General features: G+C 64.5%; 15 protein-coding genes and 1 pseudogene. 11 read left to right on the top strand and 5 right to left on the bottom strand.

Annotated elements, in window-relative coordinates; translation table 11 throughout:
- Window positions 1-183 precede the first annotated feature (183 nt).
- Window positions 184-1,569: pseudogene (locus DVB37_RS12825) on the bottom strand (methyl-accepting chemotaxis protein); the annotation flags it as partial.
- Window positions 1,570-1,808: 239 nt separating this feature from the next.
- On the opposite strand from DVB37_RS12825, the gene DVB37_RS12820 reads away from it, so the two are divergent.
- On the top strand, window positions 1,809-2,969 hold the full coding sequence (locus DVB37_RS12820; RefSeq protein ID WP_104143913.1) for an acyl-CoA dehydrogenase family protein: 1,161 nt from the start codon (window positions 1,809-1,811) through the stop codon (window positions 2,967-2,969).
- 29 nt (window positions 2,970-2,998) lie between these two features.
- Window positions 2,999-4,372: an MmgE/PrpD family protein gene (locus DVB37_RS12815; protein WP_120155442.1), complete on the top strand. Its 1,374-nt coding sequence runs from the start codon at window positions 2,999-3,001 to the stop codon at window positions 4,370-4,372.
- A gap of 84 nt (window positions 4,373-4,456) precedes the next feature.
- Here DVB37_RS12815 and rph read toward each other — a convergent pair whose 3' ends face one another.
- Entirely contained in the window at window positions 4,457-5,191 is a 735-nt protein-coding gene (gene rph / locus DVB37_RS12810) for a ribonuclease PH (RefSeq protein ID WP_046804942.1), read from the bottom strand.
- A 181-nt stretch (window positions 5,192-5,372) separates the two neighbouring features.
- Here rph and DVB37_RS12805 point away from each other — a divergent pair, with 181 nt between their 5' ends.
- The 3 genes from DVB37_RS12805 to DVB37_RS12795 all read left to right on the top strand — a co-directional run bounded on the left by DVB37_RS12805 (window position 5,373) and on the right by DVB37_RS12795 (window position 8,638).
- Entirely contained in the window at window positions 5,373-6,305 is a 933-nt protein-coding gene (locus DVB37_RS12805) for a YicC/YloC family endoribonuclease (protein ID WP_046804943.1), read from the top strand.
- A gap of 148 nt (window positions 6,306-6,453) precedes the next feature.
- Window positions 6,454-7,350 (top strand): LysR family transcriptional regulator, encoded by an 897-nt coding sequence (locus DVB37_RS12800; RefSeq protein WP_046804944.1) that lies wholly within the window; start codon window positions 6,454-6,456, stop codon window positions 7,348-7,350.
- A gap of 121 nt (window positions 7,351-7,471) precedes the next feature.
- Window positions 7,472-8,638, top strand: a complete 1,167-nt coding sequence (locus DVB37_RS12795) for an FAD-binding oxidoreductase (RefSeq protein ID WP_046804945.1) — start codon at window positions 7,472-7,474, stop codon at window positions 8,636-8,638.
- A gap of 27 nt (window positions 8,639-8,665) precedes the next feature.
- On the opposite strand, the gene DVB37_RS12790 is transcribed toward DVB37_RS12795, so the two are convergent.
- Window positions 8,666-10,153 carry an amino acid permease gene (locus tag DVB37_RS12790; RefSeq protein ID WP_104143982.1) on the bottom strand — a complete coding sequence of 496 codons (1,488 nt, stop codon included), beginning with the start codon at window positions 10,151-10,153 and terminating at the stop codon, window positions 8,666-8,668.
- A gap of 204 nt (window positions 10,154-10,357) precedes the next feature.
- On the bottom strand, window positions 10,358-11,920 hold the full coding sequence (locus tag DVB37_RS12785) for an AMP nucleosidase (RefSeq protein WP_371683134.1): 1,563 nt from the start codon (window positions 11,918-11,920) through the stop codon (window positions 10,358-10,360).
- Window positions 11,921-12,292: 372 nt separating this feature from the next.
- Here DVB37_RS12785 and DVB37_RS12780 point away from each other — a divergent pair, with 372 nt between their 5' ends.
- Window positions 12,293-12,889: a C40 family peptidase gene (locus tag DVB37_RS12780; protein WP_046804947.1), complete on the top strand. Its 597-nt coding sequence runs from the start codon at window positions 12,293-12,295 to the stop codon at window positions 12,887-12,889.
- 103 nt (window positions 12,890-12,992) lie between these two features.
- On the opposite strand, the gene DVB37_RS12775 is transcribed toward DVB37_RS12780, so the two are convergent.
- On the bottom strand, window positions 12,993-13,763 hold the full coding sequence (locus tag DVB37_RS12775; RefSeq protein ID WP_046804948.1) for an SDR family oxidoreductase: 771 nt from the start codon (window positions 13,761-13,763) through the stop codon (window positions 12,993-12,995).
- Between the two features lie 227 nt (window positions 13,764-13,990).
- On the opposite strand from DVB37_RS12775, the gene DVB37_RS12770 reads away from it, so the two are divergent.
- From DVB37_RS12770 to DVB37_RS12750, 5 genes are all read left to right on the top strand, one after another.
- On the top strand, window positions 13,991-14,701 hold the full coding sequence (locus tag DVB37_RS12770) for a c-type cytochrome (protein WP_120155438.1): 711 nt from the start codon (window positions 13,991-13,993) through the stop codon (window positions 14,699-14,701).
- Window positions 14,698-15,717, top strand: a complete 1,020-nt coding sequence (locus DVB37_RS12765; RefSeq protein WP_371683133.1) for a c-type cytochrome — start codon at window positions 14,698-14,700, stop codon at window positions 15,715-15,717. Before DVB37_RS12770 ends, DVB37_RS12765 begins: the two co-directional genes overlap by 4 nt.
- A gap of 115 nt (window positions 15,718-15,832) precedes the next feature.
- Window positions 15,833-16,465 (top strand): guanylate kinase, encoded by a 633-nt coding sequence (gmk, locus tag DVB37_RS12760; protein WP_082134487.1) that lies wholly within the window; start codon window positions 15,833-15,835, stop codon window positions 16,463-16,465.
- Window positions 16,466-16,509: 44 nt separating this feature from the next.
- The gene (rpoZ, locus tag DVB37_RS12755) at window positions 16,510-16,713 is read left to right on the top strand and encodes a DNA-directed RNA polymerase subunit omega (RefSeq protein WP_006219679.1); all 204 of its coding nucleotides are present in this window, start codon (window positions 16,510-16,512) and stop codon (window positions 16,711-16,713) included.
- A 21-nt stretch (window positions 16,714-16,734) separates the two neighbouring features.
- Window positions 16,735-19,029, top strand: a complete 2,295-nt coding sequence (locus DVB37_RS12750; protein WP_046804951.1) for a bifunctional (p)ppGpp synthetase/guanosine-3',5'-bis(diphosphate) 3'-pyrophosphohydrolase — start codon at window positions 16,735-16,737, stop codon at window positions 19,027-19,029.
- Window positions 19,030-19,113: the final 84 nt, after the last annotated feature.

Raw genomic sequence — 19,113 nt, 5'->3', positions numbered from 1 at the left:
ATTGCGCACAGCCTGTTCGATCTGGAACACGGCCACCGCGCGGCGCAGCCCTTGCGCCTGGCTTTCCAAGGCGGCTGCCGCAGCCGCCGTTTGCTCGACCATGGCGGCGTTTTCTTGCGTAGACCGTTCAATGTCCGCCACCGCGTCGTTCACTGAGGCGATCCCGGCGGCCTGCTCGGCCGTCGCGCTGGAAATCTCGGCGACGATCTGGGTCACGCGATCCACCGACACCACCATGTCACGCATGGTGTCGCCCGCCAGATTCACCTGGCGCACGCCGGCCTGGACACGCAGGGCCGAGTCGTCGATCAAGCCCTTGATTTCCTTGGCGGCCTGCGCGCTGCGTTGCGCCGGTGAACGCACTTCGCCCGCGACCACAGCGAACCCCTTGCCCTGCTCGCCCGCGCGTGCCGCCTCAACCGCCGCGTTCAACGCCAGGATGTTGGTCTGAAAGGCAATGCTGTCGACCACGCCCACGATTTCGCCGATGCGGCGCGCGCTGTCCGCAATGCCTTGCATGCTTTGCACCACTTCATCCACCGCGCGGCCGCCCTGCTTGGCCAGTTGCGTGGCGCTTTGCGCTTGCCGGCTGGCCAGGTCGGCGTTGCCTGCCGTGACCTGCACGGTGTGCGCCAACTGCGTCATATTGGCGGCGGCCTCCTGCAACGAACCGGCCTGGCGCGCGGTGCGGTCCGACATATCGGCCCCACCCGCCGCGATCTCGCCCGAGCCGGTATGGATCTCTTCGACACCCCGGCGCACGGAGGCCACCGCCGCCGACAGCCCCGTTTGCATGCGGCGCATCGCCGAATACAGCACGCCGATCTCGTTGTCGCCGCGCATGGCAATGGCGCCCGTCAGATCGCCGTCGGCGATGCGGTCAAAATGCGCGCCGGCTTCGTTCAGCGGGCGCAGGATGCCGCGCCGAAACGCCAAGCGGATCAGCACGGCCAGCAGCAACACCACGGCCAATACGGCGGCGGCCACCGCGCTTACCCGCTCCAGCGTGCGGCTGGCATCGGCCACGGCGGCCTGGCCCTGCTCGCGCGCATAGAGCTGGTATCCGTCCGCCTGCTTCACGTAGGCCGCGCCGCTGGCGGGCAGCACCTTGTCCACCAACCGGTTGACCTCGATCCCGTTCCAGCCCTGGATGGCGCTGAGCATGGGCGCCAAGGTCTGGTCGGCGAACGCGGCGTGGGCGGCCAGCATCTGGTCGAACAGCGCACCGCCTGCCGCGCTGGTGTCCGGGTTGGCACGCAGGCGCGCCAGGCTGGCGCCGGCCTGCTTGAGCAGCGCGTCCGCCTGCGCCAGCGATGCGTTGCGCGCGTCTTCAAGCCCGCCTTCCATGCCGGTCTTGGCGTCGGTCAACGCCGCGCGTGCCTGGAACAGCCGGCTGGTCAGTTCGGCCAGGTCACTGGCGCGTTCCACGCTGCCCCGGCCCAAGGCTTCGATATCCGCCCGGTTCTCGCGCAGGACGGCGATGCCGGCGCCGGCCGCTATGGCAAACAGCAGCACGAATAACGCCAGAATGGCCGATACCGCCGTGGTGACCCTGAGATTTTTACGCATATCCATCCATCTATAACCAGGCGCCCTGGGGCGCAGTGCCTCGGATTATGGACAAGCAGTTTGGCAATTTCTTGACACAACTGCCGGGGCCGCCGCCCGATGGGCGAACGCACGCCCGTCATGAATGCGCTTTTGCGAACAGGAACCCCGTATTAAGCAATTGTGAATTGGCAGCACCGCGCCCATGCGGCACATTCGATACTGAACCGAACCATCCCTTTGCCTATCACAGCAGCCCTATGCCCCACGCCTCACACGACTATCAGGACATCCGCGAAGCCGTGCGCGACCTTTGCGCGCAATTCCCGTCAGAGTATTTCCGCAAGATCGATGAAGAACGCGGCTACCCCGAAGACTTTGTTCGCGCACTGACCGAGGCCGGCTGGCTGGCCGCGCTGATCCCGCAGGAATACGGCGGTTCGGGCCTGGGGCTGACCGAAGCGTCGGTCATCATGGAAGAAATCAACCGCAGCGGCGGCAACTCCGGCGCCTGCCACGGCCAGATGTACAACATGGGCACCTTGCTGCGTCACGGGTCCGAGGCGCAAAAGCGCGAATACCTGCCGCGCATCGCAGCCGGCGAGCTGCGCCTGCAATCGATGGGCGTTACCGAACCCACCACCGGCACCGACACCACCAAGATCAAGACCACCGCCGTGCGCCGTGGCGACCGCTACGTCATCAACGGCCAGAAAGTCTGGATCTCGCGCGTGCAGCATTCCGACCTGATGATCCTGCTGGCGCGCACCACGCCGCTGGACCAGGTGACCCGAAAGTCCGAAGGCATGTCGATCTTTCTGGTGGACCTGCATCATGCCGTCAAGCATGGCATGACGATCCGGCCGATTCCGAACATGGTCAATCACGAGACCAATGAACTGTTCTTCGACAACCTGGAAATTCCCGTCGAAAACCTGATCGGCGAAGAAGGCAAAGGCTTCAAGTACATCCTGGACGGCCTGAACGCCGAACGCACGCTGATCGCCGCCGAGTGCATCGGCGACGGCTATTGGTTCGTGGACAAGGTCACCGCCTACGCCAAGGAACGCATGGTGTTCGGCCGCCCCATCGGGCAGAACCAGGGCGTGCAGTTTCCCATCGCGCGCGCCCACATCAACGTCGAAGCCGCCAGCCTGATGCGCTATGAAGCCTGCCGCCTGTTCGACGCGCACCAGCCTTGCGGCGCGCAGGCCAACATGGCCAAGCTGCTGGCCGCCGACGCATCGTGGGAAGCAGCCAACGCCTGCCTGCAATTTCACGGCGGTTTCGGCTTTGCCACCGAGTACGACGTGGAACGCAAATTCCGCGAGACGCGGCTGTACCAGGTGGCGCCGATTTCGACGAACCTGATCCTGTCCTACGTCGCCGAACACATCCTGGGTCTGCCCCGCTCGTTCTGACCCGACGCCACCACCAACTGCCCCGGACCATGACCGCCGCCAACGACACGCCCCACCTTAGCGCCGAGCTTGCCGCCTTTGCGGCCAACCTGCGCTACGAAGACATCCCCGCGCCCGTATTGCGCCGCGCCGAAGACCTGCTGCTGGATTGCCTGGCGTCGATACTTGCCGGCGCCTCCGCGCGCGCGGTGCAAGCCATCGACCGCTACGCCGCCACCATGGGCCCGACCGACGGCCCCAGCGAAGTTCTGATCACGCGGCGCCGCACCACGCCCTTGTTCGCCGCCATGGTGAACGCGGCCGCCGCCCACGTGGTGGAGCAGGACGACGTGCACAATGGCTCGGTGTTCCACCCTGCCGCCGTGGTGTTTCCGCCGGCGTTGGCCGTGGCCCAGGCCCTGGGTAGTTCGGGGCGCGACGTGCTGGTGGCCGCCGTGGCCGGCTACGAAGTCGGCATTCGCGTGGGGGAATTTTTAGGACGTTCGCACTACAAGATCTTCCACACGACGGGCACGGCCGGCACCCTGGCCGCCGCCGTCACCACCGGCCGCTTGCTGAAGCTGACGCCTGAACAGATGCTGCATGCGTTGGGTTCGGCGGGCACGCAGGCCGCCGGGCTGTGGGAATTTTTGCGCGATGCCGCCGACTCCAAACAACTGCACACGGCCAAGGCGGCGGCGGACGGCATCACCGCCGCCTATCTGGCGCGCGAGGGCTTCACGGGCGCGCGCCACATCCTGGAAGGTCCGCAGGGGATGGCGGCCGGCATGTCGTCCGACGCGGACCCGTCCAAGCTGTGCGACCGCCTGGGCGAACGCTGGGCGCTGGCCGAAACCTCATTCAAGTTCCATGCGTCGTGCCGTCATACGCACCCGGCAGCGGATGCGCTGCAACAGGTGCTGCGCGAACACAAGCTGGCAGAATCCGACGTGGCGCGCGTGGTGGCGCATGTGCATCAAGGCGCCATCGACGTGCTGGGGCCCGTCGTCAACCCGCAGACGGTGCATCAGTCCAAGTTTTCGATGGGAACGGTGCTGGGCCTCATCGCCCGCCAGGGGCGCGCCGGGCTGGCTGAATTTGATGCCGGCCTGGATGACCCGGCCGTGGCGGCATTCCGGGGCAAGGTCGAGATGGTGCTGGACGAGGAAGTGGACAAGGCTTATCCGCAACGCTGGATCGGCAAGGTCACCGTCACCACGCAAGATGGCCGCACGCTGCAAGGCCGCGTTGACGAGCCGAAGGGCGACCCGGGCAACACCTTGAGCCGCGCGGAAATCGAGGACAAGACGCTAAGCCTGGGCCGCTACGCCGACGCGGCAACGGAAGCCGAACTGCGCACGCTGATCGCGTCGATCTGGGGCTTGGAGAAAACTGACAAGCTTGGCGCGTTGCTGCCCGGCTGAGACGGGCGGGAACCGGTACCGGTATGCCCGCCTACTTATGGGATCCGCGCAGGCTTTGCCCGGATCCCTTTTCACGACAGCTGCTTACACCAACGCCGCGCGCTGGGCACGGACCAGGCTGGCGATGCCGTTTTCGGCCAGCACCAGCATGGTGTCCAATTCGGCGCGGGTGAACGTGGCGCCTTCGCCGGTGCCCTGCACTTCAACAAAGGCCCCGCTGCCCGTCATGATGACGTTGACGTCGGCATCGCACGCGGAATCTTCCTGGTAGTCCAGGTCCAGCACTGAACGCCCTTGCACCAAGCCCACCGACACGGCGGCAACCGCATCGCGGATCGGGTTGACGGCCAGGTCGCCACGCTTCATCAGCAAGGCGACGGCATCGGCCGCCGCCACCCACGCGCCGGTAATGCTGGCACAGCGCGTGCCGCCGTCGGCTTGCAACACGTCGCAATCCAGATGCAGCGTGCGTTCGCCCAGTGCGCGCATGTCGAAGACGGCGCGCAGGCTGCGGCCGATCAGGCGTTGGATTTCCTGTGTGCGGCCACTTTGCTTGCCACGGGCCGCCTCGCGGTCGCCACGCGTATGGGTGGCGCGCGGCAGCATGCCGTATTCCGCCGTGACCCAGCCTTCGCCCTTGCCCTTCAGGAACGGCGGTACTTTTTCCAGCACGCTGGCGGTACACAGCACGTGGGTGTCGCCGGCCTTGACCAGCACCGAGCCTTCGGCATAGCGCGTAAAGCCGCGTTCCAGGCTGAACGGCCGCAGTTCGTCTACAGCGCGGCCGGACGGACGGGCGATGGTGGGCGTAGTGGTCACAAGCAAACTCCAGTCTAGATATTGGTTCGCGGCATTGTACGGGCAGGCGCCGCAGGAAATTCCCGCTTGGAGTATCCTGCCGCGATATATCCGGTTGAAAACACAGACCCGCCCCCCTTTACCGGGGCGCTGCGGGCCCCGGCGCAACCGGCTCTTACCCAAGCTTTATCAGGACACGACCATGATTCGCAGCATGACCGCATTCGGCAACGCCCGAGCAGACCTAGAACAAGGCACGCTTGCCATTGAACTGCGCAGCGTCAACAGCCGCTTCCTTGATTTGTATTTCCGCTTGCCCGACGAGTTGCGGCACGTTGAAACGCCGCTGCGCGAACTGCTGACCGCCAACCTGGCGCGCGGCAAGGTCGAGATCCGGGTGTCATTCACGCGCAACGCCAGCACCGACCTGTCCAAGCTGGACCCGACGTGGCTGGAAAGCCTGGCCGAGCAGTTGCAGGCCGCCCGCCGCATCGTTCCCGACATCGCGCCCCCCCGGCTGGTGGAATTATTCAACTGGCCCGGCCAACGCGGCAACGACGCGTTGGACCCGCAGGTGTGGGGCGCGGCCTGCCTGCAAGCGGCGCAGCAAGCGCTGACCCAATTGCAGGAGGGCCGCGCGCGCGAAGGCGAACGCCTGGCGGGCATGATGCGCGAATGCGCCGACGGCGTCGCCCGCGTGGTCGACATCGTGCAGGCGCATCTGCCGCAACTGCTGTCGGACCACCGCGACAAGCTGGCCGCCAAGCTTCGCGAAAGTGTGGAATCGGCCTTCCCTGGCGGCTTCACGCACATCTCGGGCACCGAGCTGTCCGAACGCCTGTCGCAAGAAGCCAACCTGTTTGCCTTGCGTATCGACGTTGCGGAAGAACTGTCGCGGCTGCGTTCGCACCTGGAAGAATTGCGTCACCTGCTGACCGACGGCGGCGGCAAGTCCGCATCGGGTAAGAAAAACGCCGGCAGCGCGGGCAAGCGCCTGGATTTTCTGTTCCAGGAAATGAACCGCGAAGCCAATACGCTGGGTTCCAAGGCAGGCAGCATGGAGGTCACCCGCGCCGCCATGGACCTGAAACTGCTGATCGAACAGATGCGCGAACAGGCGCAGAACATCGAATAAGCCATGGCGGTTTGATGCGATCCGGGGGGCCGCGCAAGCGGCCTCTTTGCATTCCAGACTTTTCCTATAGGGTCGGCCGCAAGGGCGTGTTGTCATGGGGGGTTTACGTCAAGGCTGTATTCCAAGGCTGTATCCATTAGGAAGCCCCATGTTCCGCAAGACCTTTCTGCCGCCCGTCGCCAACCTGCTGGCCTTCGAAGCAGTCGCCCGGCGCAACAGCGTGTCGCGCGCGGCGGACGAACTTCACCTGACCCAAAGCGCCGTATCGCGCCAGATCCACCAGCTTGAAACCCAGCTGGGCGTGACGATGTTCCACCGCGTGCGCCAGCGCGTGGTCCTAAGCGATGCCGGCCGCGCCTACGCGTCCGAGGTGCGCATCCTGTTGCACCAGCTGTCAGAAGCCACCCGCCGCACCATGGCCTGCACGCGCCGCGACCAGCTCAATCTGGCGGTGCTGCCCACGCTGGGCACCCGCTGGCTGATTCCGCGCCTGGGGGATTTCATGGCCCGCAAGCCCGAAGTCACCATCAACTTCACGTCGCGCACCCTGCCCTTTGAGTTCTCGCAAGAGCCGTTTGACGCGGCCATCCATTTCGGCGCGCCTTACTGGGCCGGCGCCGTGTGCGAGTACCTGATGCACGAAGAGGTCATCGCCGTCAGCAGCCCGCGCTATCAACGCTTGCACGGTATCCGGCACATCGCGGACTTGTCCAACGTCGTGCTGCTGCACCAGACGTCCCGCCCCGCACAATGGGCCTCGTGGTTTGACCAACACGGCGCCAGCGCGGCGCGCGCCATGCAGGGCCCTCAGTTCGAGCAGGCATCCATGCTGGCGCAAGCGGCCGCCTCCAGCTTGGGCGCGGCCTTGTTGCCGCGCTTTCTGGTGGAACGCGAACTGGACACCGGCGAACTCATCCAGCTGTTTCCCCAAGCGCTCAGCAGCGCCGACGCCTACTACTTCGTCTATCCCCATACCCAGGCCGAATCGCCGCTGGTGCGCGAATTTGGCGCCTGGATGCTGGAGCAGTGCCGCGTGGCGCCGTAAGCGCCGCCCCACCCGGTGGGCAGGTTGGCGCCACACGCGCAGGGGCTTGCGCCGCTGCACAGAAGCCGTCAAGCTGCCGCTAAGCCGAACTGGCCCTGGATACAAAACGGGACTACAAGCCTTGCAACGCGTCGTCATCATTGGCGGAGGTGCCGTTGGCAGCTCTATCGCCTACTTTCTAAGCCAAACTCCGGACGCTTTTGACGTCACGGTGCTGGAACGTGACCCGACGTACGCCCAGGCTTCGTCCGCGCTATCGGCCAGTTCCATTCGTCAGCAGTTCTCGACGCCCGTCAATATCGGCATGTCGCAAATGGGCATTGCGTTCCTGCGCGACCTGGCCGCTACCTTGTATGTGGACGATCCGGCGCCCGATATCGGCTTGACCGAGCCCGGCTATCTGTACCTGGCCAGCGCCGCCGGCTGCGCCACGCTGCGTAGCAACTACGACACGCAGCGCTCGCAAGGCGTCGACGTCGCCTTGCTCGAGCCGGTTCAATTGCAAGCGCGATTCCCGTGGCTCAATACTGCCGACTTGGCGCTGGGCGCGCTGGGCTTGTCCGGCGAAGGCTGGTTCGATGGCTACGGGTTGATGCAGGCGCTACGCAAGAAGGCGATCGCGCAAGGCGCAACGTACCGGCGCGCGCAAGCGGTGGGCTTGCTGCGCGACGGCGCACGCGTGAACGGGGTTTGGACAAGCGACGGCGCCGCGCTGCCCTGCGATGTGGCCGTCAACGCGGCAGGCCCGTGGGCGGCACGCGTGGCCCAATGGGCTGGCATAGCGTTGCCCGTGCGCGCCCGCCGGCGTACCGTGTTCAGCTTCAGCTGCCCGCAGGCGCTGCCGCACTGCCCCTTGCTGATCGACCCGTCGGGCATCTGGTTTCGTCCGGACGGCGACAAATTTCTGTGCGGTTATTCGCCTGACGCCGCGGACGACGCCGACGACTTGCCGCTTGACGCCCAGCTCGATGCGTTCGACAACCACGTCTGGCCAGCGCTTGCGGCCCGGGTGCCCGCGTTCGAGGCCGTGCGCGTGCGCAGCGCCTGGGCCGGTTATTACGAAATGAACGTGTTCGACCACAACGCCATCATCGGCGCCCATCCCGATTGCCCCAACCTGTATTTCGCCAACGGCTTTTCCGGCCATGGGCTTCAGCAAGCGCCCGCTACCGGACGAGGCATCGCAGAGCTGCTACGGTACGGCGCCTACCGCAGCCTGGACTTGTCTCCCTTGTCGTTCCAGCGCGTTCTGGACAACCGCCCCCTGCTTGAAAAGAACATCATCTAAGGGCGATTGTCCTGGGGCAAGGAGCGACTAACGCGCCTCGCCTGCCGCCGGTTCGCCTCGCAAGGCGGAATCCAGATATTCGCTGCGCGCCCGCGCATCCGGGAAACGCATGTCGCGGTAGCTGATGAAACGCGAGCCGCGCGTCACGCGATACCCCAGCCAGATCAACAGGAACAGCGGGATGCCGATATACGTGGCCACCACGCCGCCCCAGTCAATACGGTCCTGCAGGAACGCCTGGTAGTTCTGGCCCAGCGTGATGATCAGGCACAGTACAAAGGCAAAAATCGGACCGAAGGGAAAGAACGGCGACACGTACGGCAGGTCAGCCAGGCTGTGACCTTGTTTGACGTAGCCACGCCGGAACCGGTAATGACTGATGGCGATGCCCAGCCAGGCGATGAAACCCGTCATGCCCGAGGTGTTCAGCAGCCAGATGTAGACCGCGTTCGGGCTGAAGATAAACGTGAAGAAGCACAAGGCGGCCACGACGGTGGTCGCCAGCAGCGCCCACAGCGGGACGCCGTTACGCGAAATGCGACCAAAAATGCGCGGTGCCTTGCCCTCGCGGGCCAAGCTGTACAGCATGCGCGTGGCGGCGTACATGCCCGAATTGCCCGCGGACAGCACCGAAGTGAGCACCACGGCGTTCATGACGGAGGCCGCGCCCAGCAAGCCCGCGCGTTCGAAGATCAGCGCGAACGGACTGACGCTGATGTCTTCGACATCGTTACGCAGCAGGTGCGGATCGGTGTACGGGATCAGCAGGCCGATCACCAGGATGGCCATGACGTAGAACAGCAGGATGCGCCAGAAAACCTGGCGCACGGCGCGCGGCAGGTTGCGCGCGGGGTCCTTGGATTCGCCCGCGGCAATGCCGATCAATTCGGTGCCCTGGAACGAAAAGCCCACCACCATCGCCACGCCGATCAGTGCGGCAAAGCCGCCCGCGAAGGGCGCGTCGCCCACCGTCCAATTCGCCAACCCTCCCGTTTCGCCGCCACGGATGATGCCCAGCAGCATCATCACGCCCATCGCGACGAAACCCAGCACCGCCACGACCTTGATCAGCGCGAACCAGAATTCCGCTTCGCCGAAACCGCGCGCCGACATCGCGTTCAGGCCGAAGGTGATGGCCAAAAACAAGGCGCTCCAGTAGAAGCCGGGCACGTCGGGAAACCAGTAGGCCATGACCAGCTGCGCCGCCACCAGGTCCACGGCCACCGTCACTGCCCAGTTGTACCAATAGTTCCAGCCCAGCGCGAAGCCGAAACCGTCTTCGACGTAGCGCGCGCCATAGGTGGAGAACGAGCCCGACACGGGCATGGCGGCGGCCAGTTCGCCCAGGCTGGTCATCAGAAAATAGACCATGACGCCGATCAGCACATAGCCCAGCAGCGCACCGCCGGGGCCGGCGCGCGCAATGGTGGCGCCGGACGCCACGAACAGGCCGGTGCCGATGGACCCGCCCACCGCGATCATTGTCAGATGGCGCGCGGACAAGGTGCGCCGCAGTTCCGAAGGCGGGTTCGCCTTCGCTGCGCGCGTGCCGCCAGAGCGGCGATCATCGTGTTCCGATGGAGCCAAAATGCATTCCTTCACGTCTTGAAGGCGTCCGCGCGGACATCTCGCGAAAGCCTGGGATTACCGAGCAACGCGCGAGAATAGCGCAAACGGGCTCGCCTCGAAAAATGGCGGCCGTTTGGGGACGGATCGCGACTACTGGAAGGCCGTTTCCATGAAGGTGCGCAGCTTGCGGGAATGCAGGCGTTCCGGCGGCATGTCCCGCAGGCGCTCCAGGGCGCGGATGCCAATTTCAAGATGCTGGTTGACCTGCCGGCGATAGAACACGCTGGCCATTCCGGGCAGTTTTAGTTCGCCATGCAGGGGCTTGTCTGACACGCACAGTAACGTGCCATACGGCACCCGGAAGCGGAAACCGTTGGCGGCAATGGTGGCCGATTCCATGTCCAGCGCAATCGCCCGCGACTGCGCAAAACGTTCCACCAGTTCAACGTGGTCGCGCAGTTCCCAGTTGCGATTGTCGATGGTGGCCACGGTGCCTGTACGCATGATGCGCTTCAAGTCCCAGCCCGACAGCCCCGCCACTTCCTGCACCGCCTGTTCCAGCGCCACCTGCACTTCGGCCAGCGCGGGCACCGGCACCCAGGTGGGCAGATCGGCATCCAGCACATGGTCTTCGCGGACATAGCCGTGCGCCAGCACGTAGTCGCCTAAACGCTGGGAATCCCGCAGGCCGGCGCAATGGCCCAGCATCAGCCAGGCATGCGGACGCAGCACGGCAATGTGGTCGGTGATGGTCTTGGCGTTGGACGGACCCACGCCGATATTGACCAGCGTGATGCCGGAATGGTCGCCGCGCACCAGGTGATAGGCGGGCATTTGCGGCAGGCGCACGCCCTGGCCTTCGTCGCCCGGGCCGTTTTCGCCGCGCCGGGTAATACGGTTGCCGGGCTCTACCAGCATCTCGTAGTCCTCGTTGCCGCTGGCCATCAGCGCACGGGCGCGCGCGCAGAATTCGTCGACGTAGAACTGGTAATTGGTGAACAGCACAAAGTTCTGAAAATGCGCCGGCGCGGTTGACGTGTAGTGCTGCAAACGGTGCAAAGAGTAGTCAACGCGCTGGGCGGTGAACGGAGCAAGCGGCTTGGGCTCGCCGTTCTTGCCGCGCCAGGAACCGTTGACGATGGCGTCGTCGGTAACGGCCAAGTCGGGCACGTCAAACAGGTCGCGTAGCGGACGCTTTAAGGCTTCAAGGTGCTCGCCCTCGACATACGCGCCTTCCGGGAAGGCGAAATGCAGCGGGATGGGCGAATCGGACTCGCCGACTTCGACCGCGACGCGATGGTTTTGCAGCAGCTGGCCGACCTGCTCGATCAGGTAGTCGCGAAACAGTTCGGGCTGGGTAATGGTGGTTTGGTAGATGCCGGGTTCGGCCACGTGGCCGTACGACAAGCGAGTGTCGATGGGGTCGTAGGTTTCCACCACGATACGGATCGCCGGGTAGTAGGCCCGCGCACGCTCAGGCGCGGTGCCGCTGCCTTCCTTCGCGCCCTCGTTGGCGCCTTCCTTTGCGCCTTCCTTTGCGTGCTCTTTCGCCCCTTCCTTCAGCACCTCGCGAAATGCCGCCCGCAGGAATGCCGTGTTGCGCGCGTAGATCTCGGCCAGCCGGGCGACGGCGGCGCGGGCGTCCTGAAAGGGTTCAAAGGGCAAGGCATCGGGCCGGTTCATGGAAGACACGGGGTGTACTGCATTCATCATTGAGCTCTGCTCCGCTTCTTATCTGTCTTATCGGTTTGCTCGGCGCCCGGGGTCTGTCAGGCCCGCCAGCGCCGATGCGGTCGATTATGCCCGAGGCGTTCGCGCATGAAGCGTCATATTTGCCACTGCCCTGCCCGGGCGGGGCCGGTCACCGCGTCCAGCCGAAATTGCTGCGCCCGTTACATCGGTTCCCGGGCGGAAAGTAACGACAACGCACCGATAATGCTGCATTGCACTACAAATGTAATGAAACTTTATTCCATTATAATTCAACGGCTTCCGTGGCTTGCGTGGCCCGGGACGCCCCCTTTCCGCCGGCTTGCCCCCGTTAGGCAAAGCCATGCCGCCTACTCCGATTTTTGAAGTGACGTAATGACTCCGCCCACGCGAAAAGTCCGATTTGCCAGTTTCCGCATTCCCGTTTTCCTGTCAGCCCCCCTCTTTGCACTGACCCTTTCGTGGCTGCCCAACGCCGCCCAGGCGTCACTGCCCACCGAACAAGCCCGCCCGACGCTTAGCGGCCTGCGCCTGGCGCAAGAGCCCACCGTTCCCACCCTGAGTGAACGCGTCGTGCAGGCCGGCCTGGACGCCATTGGCACCCCGTACAGCTGGGGTGGCGATGACGCCGAAGGTTTTGATTGCAGCGGCCTGGTGCTGTACGTATTCCGCGAAATCGCCGGTCTTGAACTGCCCCGCACGGCGCGTGCCCAGCGCAGCGAAGGCAAATCCGTGCCCAACAAAAAAGAACTGCGTCCCGGCGACCTGGTATTTTTTGCCACGCGCGGTCGCGGCGTCACCTCGCACGTCGGCATCTATATTGGCCAGAACAAATTCGTTCATGCTCCCCGCCGTGGCACGAAAGTGCGCGTTGACGAGATGAAGAACCCGTACTGGACGAAGCGCTACGTTGGCGCCCGCCGTTATCTGGACACCACGCAAGGCCAGATGCTGGCCCAGGCGTCGCGATAAATCTCGCCAAACCGCGGACGAAAAAAAGGCGCCTGCCGGGCGCCTGACGATCAGGGGTAAGCCAAGCAGCCCGTCGGGAATTTCCCGACAGGCTGTTCCGCATTCAGCCCCGGCCCACGAAGGGCATGTTGGTGGCCATGATGGTCATGAACTGCACATTCGCGTCCAGCGGCAGGCGCGCCATGGCGGCAACGGCCTGCGCCACGTGCGCGACGTCCATGCGCGGTTCGACCTTGGTGCTGCCGTCGGCCTGCAAGATGCCGTTGGCCATGCGCTCGGTCATGTCGGTGGCGGCATTGCCGATGTCGATCTGCCCGCAGGCGATGCCATACGGCCGGCAATCCAGCGAAATCGATTTGGTCAGGCCGGTCACGGCGTGCTTGGTTGCCGTGTAGGCAATCGAGAACGGACGCGGCGCATGCGCCGAAATCGACCCGTTGTTAATAATGCGACCGCCCTGCGGCGTTTGCCCCTTCATCACGCGGATAGCCGCTTGCGCGCACAGGAACATGCCGGTCAGATTGGTGTCGACGACTTCGCGCCACACCGACACGGGCAGTTCTTCGATAGGCATGGCGGGCGCGCCGCGGCCGGCATTGTTAAACAGCACATCCAGCCGGCCATATTCACGCTGCGTCGTGTCGAAAAGATCACGCACCGCATGCTCGTCCGAGACGTCGGTCGGCACCACCAGCGCTCGCACGCCGTCTTCGCCCGCCGCCGTGCGGGTAGCTTCCAGCGGGTCGCGGCGGCGTCCCGCCAGCACGACGCGATAGCCCTGCGCCAGAAATTCCAGCGCCACGGCGCGGCCAATTCCCGTCCCTGCACCGGTTACCAGGGCCACGCGTGGTGGTTCGATCTCGTTTGCGTGCATCGGATTCTCCTTGTTATCAATCGGCGAGATGCTACCGCAATCATTAGCGCGATGCTGCAAGCAAAGTTTCCAAACCAGACACAGTTCCGGCTCGGTTCCTGCGAGAGGAAGCGAGTGGAAGACGCGCGCGCAATCAGACAAATGCGCAGATCTGTCACAAGTCTTTATATAATCTGCGGCAATTAGCTTATTACCCATAGTCAATAACAATATCGGAGCAGGCAACCATGACCCCACGGTCTTTACCCGCCGCGTTGCTCTTGAGTCTGACGGGCGTTGCTGCCGCACAGGCGCAGGGCGCGGCTGGTCCCGACGGCAAGCAGATCAGTATGCAAGGCGCGAACGGCGCGCCTGCCTGTGTGACCTGTCACGGCGCACGCGGTGAAGGCAACCCCGCTGCGGGGTTCCCGCAGTTGGCGGGCATCGGCGCCAAGTATCTGACCGAACAACTGCAAGCCATGGCTAACGGGTCGCGAGTAAGCCCGGTCATGGCGGCAACCGCCAAGGCGCTGAACGCCGAGCAGCAGGCGGCGGTGGCGCGCTATTACGCGTCATTGCCCTCGCCTTTGAACATCGACCGTTTGGCGGCCACGGCGATGAATCCCGTAACGCCGGCCGACACGGGGGCCTGGTTGGCGACGCGTGGGGCGTGGGACAAAAACGTCCCGGCCTGTAATCAGTGCCACGGCCCCGGCGGCATCGGCGTGGGCGAGAATTTCCCTGGTCTGGCCGGCCAGCCGGCCGCGTACATCGCGGGTCAATTGCGGGCCTGGCGCCAAGGTCAACGCCCGCCCGGACCGCTTGCCTTGATGCCGGCGGTGGCAACACGGCTGACCGATGCCGAAATCGATGCCGTTTCGGCCTACTACGCCGGCCTGCCCAAGGCCGCTGATTTACTGGCCGCGCAAGCACCGGCCGTGCCGGGAGCCCGCCCATGACGCCTGTATCCACCCGGACTGCCACGTCCGACAACGTGCGCGAAGCCGCCGTCAAGGCCGAGTCGGCCATCACGTCCGGCGCCATCACGTCGGGCGCAATTCGCCGCGCCGTGCTTGCGGGCGCCGCCGCGCTGGGGCTGCTTGCCGCCGCAAATGCGCCGGCCGCCGAACCGCGCCCGGCCTTCACACCGCCCTCGGCATCGTCGCTGCCCGACACCGAATTCGGCAAGATCGTGCGCCAAGGCGAGCAGATTTTCCTGCACACCCCGCAAATGGCAGGCAAATTCGTGGGCAACGACCTGACCTGCGCCAGCTGCCATCTGGATGCCGGCCGCCGCCCGGACTCGGCGCCGATGTGGGCCGCGTACGTGCTGTATCCGGCCTATCGCGCCAAGAACGAACACGTCAACACGCTTGCGGAACGCCTGCAGGGCTGCTTTCGTTTCAGCATGAACGGCAAGGCCCCGGCGGCGGACGATTCCACGCTGGTCGCGTTGCAAAGCTACATGTTCTGGCTGGCCAGCAAAGCGCCCACGGGCGTCGTCCTGCAAGGCCAGGGATATCGCAAACTGCCCGCGCCGGCGCAGAAGGCCGACTACGTGCGCGGCAGCGAGGTCTATGGGCAGTACTGTGCGGTTTGCCATGGCGCAGAAGGCCAGGGCCAAAAGAACGGCAAGCACTGGGTCTTCCCGGCGTTGTGGGGCGCCGATTCGTTTAACTGGGGCGCGGGCATGCACCAGATCGGCAACGCGGCCGGCTTCATCAAGGCCAACATGCCGCTGGGGCAAGCCGGCATGCTGAGCGACCAAGAAGCCTGGGACGTGGCCTACTTCATGAATGCGCACGAACGGCCGCAAGACCCGCGTTACAAGGATTCGGTTGCGGCAACCCGGGCCAAATACCATGACTCCGACGACTCGCTTTACGGCATCGAAGTCAACGGGCACCTGTTGGGTAGCGATTCCCCGGCACCGGGCGGCAAGTTGATCCAGGCGGCGACCAAACCGGCCAGCTAGGCTGGTCCAGGCGCCACCGCAACGGCGATCAGGCGGCGTGACAGCGGGTTTTCCCCTGCCCTGCCGTCTGATTTGCTAGACTTCCGGTCTTAGCATCACACGCCGGTCTTTATTCATGTACGCCAATCCCGGAAACGTCTTCATGGTCGTCGCCCCCAGCGGCGCGGGCAAATCCAGCCTGGTGAAGGCCTTGCTAGCGCAAGACCCTTCCATCGAACTTTCCATCTCGTGCACCACGCGCGCGCCTCGCCCCGGCGAAGAAGACGGCCGCGAATATCGCTTTGTCTCGACGGACGATTTCAAAGAGATGCGCGACGGGCAAAACCTGCTGGAATGGGCCGAAGTACATGGTAATTTTTACGGTACGCCGCGCGACCGTATCGACACCGCAACGCGCGAAGGCCGCGACGTGCTGCTGGAAATCGATTGGCAAGGCGCGCGTCAGGTAAAGCAGCGTTTTCCGGGCGCAATCGGCATTTTCGTGCTGCCGCCGTCGATCGAAGAATTGGAAAGCCGCTTGAAGGCGCGGGGCCAGGATGCGCCGCAAGTGATCGCGCGGCGGCTCATGGCGGCGGGCGGCGAAATCGCCCACGCGCCTGAATGCGAATATGTTATTATTAATCAAGAATTTAGCGTAGCCTTGTCGGAGCTGATACAAATCGTCAGTGCCGCAAGGCTGCGCTTTTCGTCTCAGGCCGCCCGGCACGCTCAGTTGTTCTCGCAACTTGGCATCCCTGCCGAGCATTGAGCCGACTGCATTCTCCCTATCATCCATCAGCACCAGGTGTCCTAATGGCTCGCATCACTGTCGAAGACTGTCTGAATCAAATCCCCAATCGTTTCAAGCTCACGCTGGCCGCGACGTATCGCGCCCGCGAGTTGGCGCAAGGCCATGCCCCGCGCCTGGACAGCAAAGACAAGCCCACGGTCACTGCACTGCGCGAAATCGCGGGCGGCCTAACCGGCGTGGAAATGCTGCGTAAAGTTCCCACCTGATAGTCTCGGGGGGCGGCAAGTATGGCTTTTCCCGGGCTGAAGTACGCTTCATCTGGTCTGCTTGCCGCGCTACGTGCCGGCTCCCGTCTTGGGCGCCGCACGGGTAAGAAAGGCAAAAACCCCGCTACGCCACCGTCCGTCGCCGCGCAAGAAGCGGCGGACGCGACCGCCTCGCCGGTCGCTTCGCTGGCACCGCTGACCGAAATCATCGGCAGCTATCTCGATCCCAAAGATGTAGAGCGCGTGCGCGAAGCCTATCGCTTCGCGGACCAGGCACACCTGGGCCAGTTCCGCGCCAGCGGTTCGCCCTACATCTCGCATCCCATCGCCGTCACGGAAATCTGCGCAGGCTGGAAGCTCGACGTCAACGCGTTGTCGGCCGCCCTGCTGCATGACGTGATGGAAGATCAGGGCATCGCCAAGCACGAGCTTGCCGAAAAATTCGGCCCTGAAGTTGCCGAGCTGGTTGATGGGCTGTCCAAGCTGGACCGCCTGGACTTCGCCACCAAGGCCGAGCAGCAGGCCGAGAGCTTTCGCAAGATGCTGCTGGCGATGGCGCGCGATGTGCGCGTCATCCTCATCAAGCTGGCCGACCGCCTGCACAACATGCGCACGCTGGACGCGGTCAACCCCGAAAAGCGCCGGCGCATCGCACGCGAAACGCTGGATATTTACGCGCCCATTGCCCATCGCCTGGGCCTGAACCTGCTGTTCCGCGAATTGCAGGACCTGTGTTTCGCGGCGATGTACCCGAACCGTTATCAGGTGCTGTACAAGGCCGTGCTGGCCGCGCGCGGCAACCGGCGCGAAGTCATCACCAAAATTGCCGATTCGGTGCGGGCGTCGCTGCCCGCCGCCGGCATCGAAGCCGAAGTTACCGGCCGCGAGAAAACGCTTTATGGCATCTACCGCAAAATGGTGGACCAGAAAAAATCGTTTTCCGACGTGCTGGATATCTATGGCTTTCGCGTCATCGTGCACACGCTGCCCGAGTGCTATCTGGCGCTAGGTACGCTGCATCAGCTGTATCGCCCGGTGCCCGGCAAGTTCAAGGACTACATCGCCATCCCGAAGGTGAACGGCTATCAGTCGCTGCACACCACGCTGGTTGGCCCGTACGGCACGCCGGTGGAATTCCAGTTCCGCACGCGCGACATGCATCATGTGGCCGAAGAAGGCGTGGCGTCGCACTGGCTGTACAAGGGCGCCGACCTGACGCTGAACGACCTGCAAAAGCGCACGCACCAATGGCTGCAATCGCTGCTGGACATTCAAAGCCAGACGGGCGATTCCGGCGAATTCCTTGAGCACGTCAAGGTCGACCTGTTCCCGGACGCGGTCTACGTGTTCACGCCGCGCGGCAAGATCATTTCGCTGCCCCGTGGCGCAACGCCGGTGGACTTTGCCTACGCCATCCACACGGACATCGGCAACCAGGCCGTGGCGGCCAAGGTCAACGGCGAATTCGTGCCGCTGCGCACTGAACTCAATAGCGGCGACACGGTGGAAATCGTGACCTCGCCGGCCTCGCGCCCCAACGCGCAGTGGCTCAATTACGTGCGCACCGGCCGCGCCCGTTCCGAAATCCGCCATTACCTGCGTACCGTCAAGTACGAGGAATCCGTGGCGTTCGGCGAACGGCTGCTAAGCCAGGCGCTGCAAGAACTGCACATGCCGATGCCGGCAACCGACGACCCGGCCTGGCAAAAACTGGCGCGCAGCACGGGCGCAAGCTCGCGCGAAGAGATCCTGGCCGATATCGGGCTGGGCAAGCGACTGGCCGCCGTGGTGGCCCGCCGCTTCGCGCCTGAACATCAACTGGTTGCCACCACTGCGGCGGCAGTTGACGAACTGACCTCGGCGCGCAGCGCGCCCATCCTGATCCAGGGCAACGAAGGCCAGGCCGTGCAGTTGGCGCCTTGCTGCGGCCCGCTGCCCGGCGACCCCATCGTGGCCGGCATGCGCATGGGTCACGGGCTGGTGGTGCATACCGCCGACTGCCCGGTCGCCATGCGCCAGCGCCTGCGCGAACCCGAACGCTGGATCAATGTGGCCTGGGACGCGCACACGGCCAAGCACCTGGCCACCCGCCTGGACATCATCACCCGCAACGAACGCGGCGTGCTTGGCCGACTGGCGGCGGAAGTCACCGCCGCCGACGCCAACATCATGCACGTAACCATGCACGATGACGCGGTGTCCACGGTGTCTCTGCACCTGACCATCCAGGTCGACAGCCGCAAGCATCTGGCGCAGGTCATCCGCGCCATCCGGCATGTGCCGCAAGTGCAGAAGATCGTCCGGGTAAAGGGTTGAAGCCGGACCCACACCGCACGACATAAAAAAACCGGCAGATGCCGGTTTTTTTATGTGCGCTGAATGCTGAATGCTAAATGGCTC

The organism is Achromobacter sp. B7 (assembly GCF_003600685.1).
In the GTDB taxonomy this organism is placed as follows: domain Bacteria; phylum Pseudomonadota; class Gammaproteobacteria; order Burkholderiales; family Burkholderiaceae_B; genus Achromobacter; species Achromobacter spanius_B.
The sequence above is the reverse complement of the archived record's forward strand: the minus strand, read 5'-3'. Positions and strand labels throughout refer to the sequence as shown.

Bases quoted from the DNA above. Each gene is read 5' to 3' on its own strand.
- DVB37_RS12750 (WP_046804951.1), top strand. From the start codon at position 16,735: ATGGCTTTTCCCGGGCTGAAGTACGCTTCATCTGGTCTGCTTGCCGCG.
- DVB37_RS12800 (WP_046804944.1), top strand. From the start codon at position 6,454: ATGTTCCGCAAGACCTTTCTGCCGCCCGTCGCCAACCTGCTGGCCTTC.
- DVB37_RS12775 (WP_046804948.1), bottom strand. From the start codon at position 13,763: ATGCACGCAAACGAGATCGAACCACCACGCGTGGCCCTGGTAACCGGT.
- rpoZ (WP_006219679.1), top strand. From the start codon at position 16,510: ATGGCTCGCATCACTGTCGAAGACTGTCTGAATCAAATCCCCAATCGT.
- DVB37_RS12820 (WP_104143913.1), top strand. From the start codon at position 1,809: ATGCCCCACGCCTCACACGACTATCAGGACATCCGCGAAGCCGTGCGC.
- DVB37_RS12805 (WP_046804943.1), top strand. From the start codon at position 5,373: ATGATTCGCAGCATGACCGCATTCGGCAACGCCCGAGCAGACCTAGAA.
- DVB37_RS12780 (WP_046804947.1), top strand. From the start codon at position 12,293: ATGACTCCGCCCACGCGAAAAGTCCGATTTGCCAGTTTCCGCATTCCC.
- DVB37_RS12785 (WP_371683134.1), bottom strand. From the start codon at position 11,920: ATGATGAATGCAGTACACCCCGTGTCTTCCATGAACCGGCCCGATGCC.
- gmk (WP_082134487.1), top strand. From the start codon at position 15,833: ATGTACGCCAATCCCGGAAACGTCTTCATGGTCGTCGCCCCCAGCGGC.
- DVB37_RS12765 (WP_371683133.1), top strand. From the start codon at position 14,698: ATGACGCCTGTATCCACCCGGACTGCCACGTCCGACAACGTGCGCGAA.
- DVB37_RS12815 (WP_120155442.1), top strand. From the start codon at position 2,999: ATGACCGCCGCCAACGACACGCCCCACCTTAGCGCCGAGCTTGCCGCC.
- DVB37_RS12770 (WP_120155438.1), top strand. From the start codon at position 13,991: ATGACCCCACGGTCTTTACCCGCCGCGTTGCTCTTGAGTCTGACGGGC.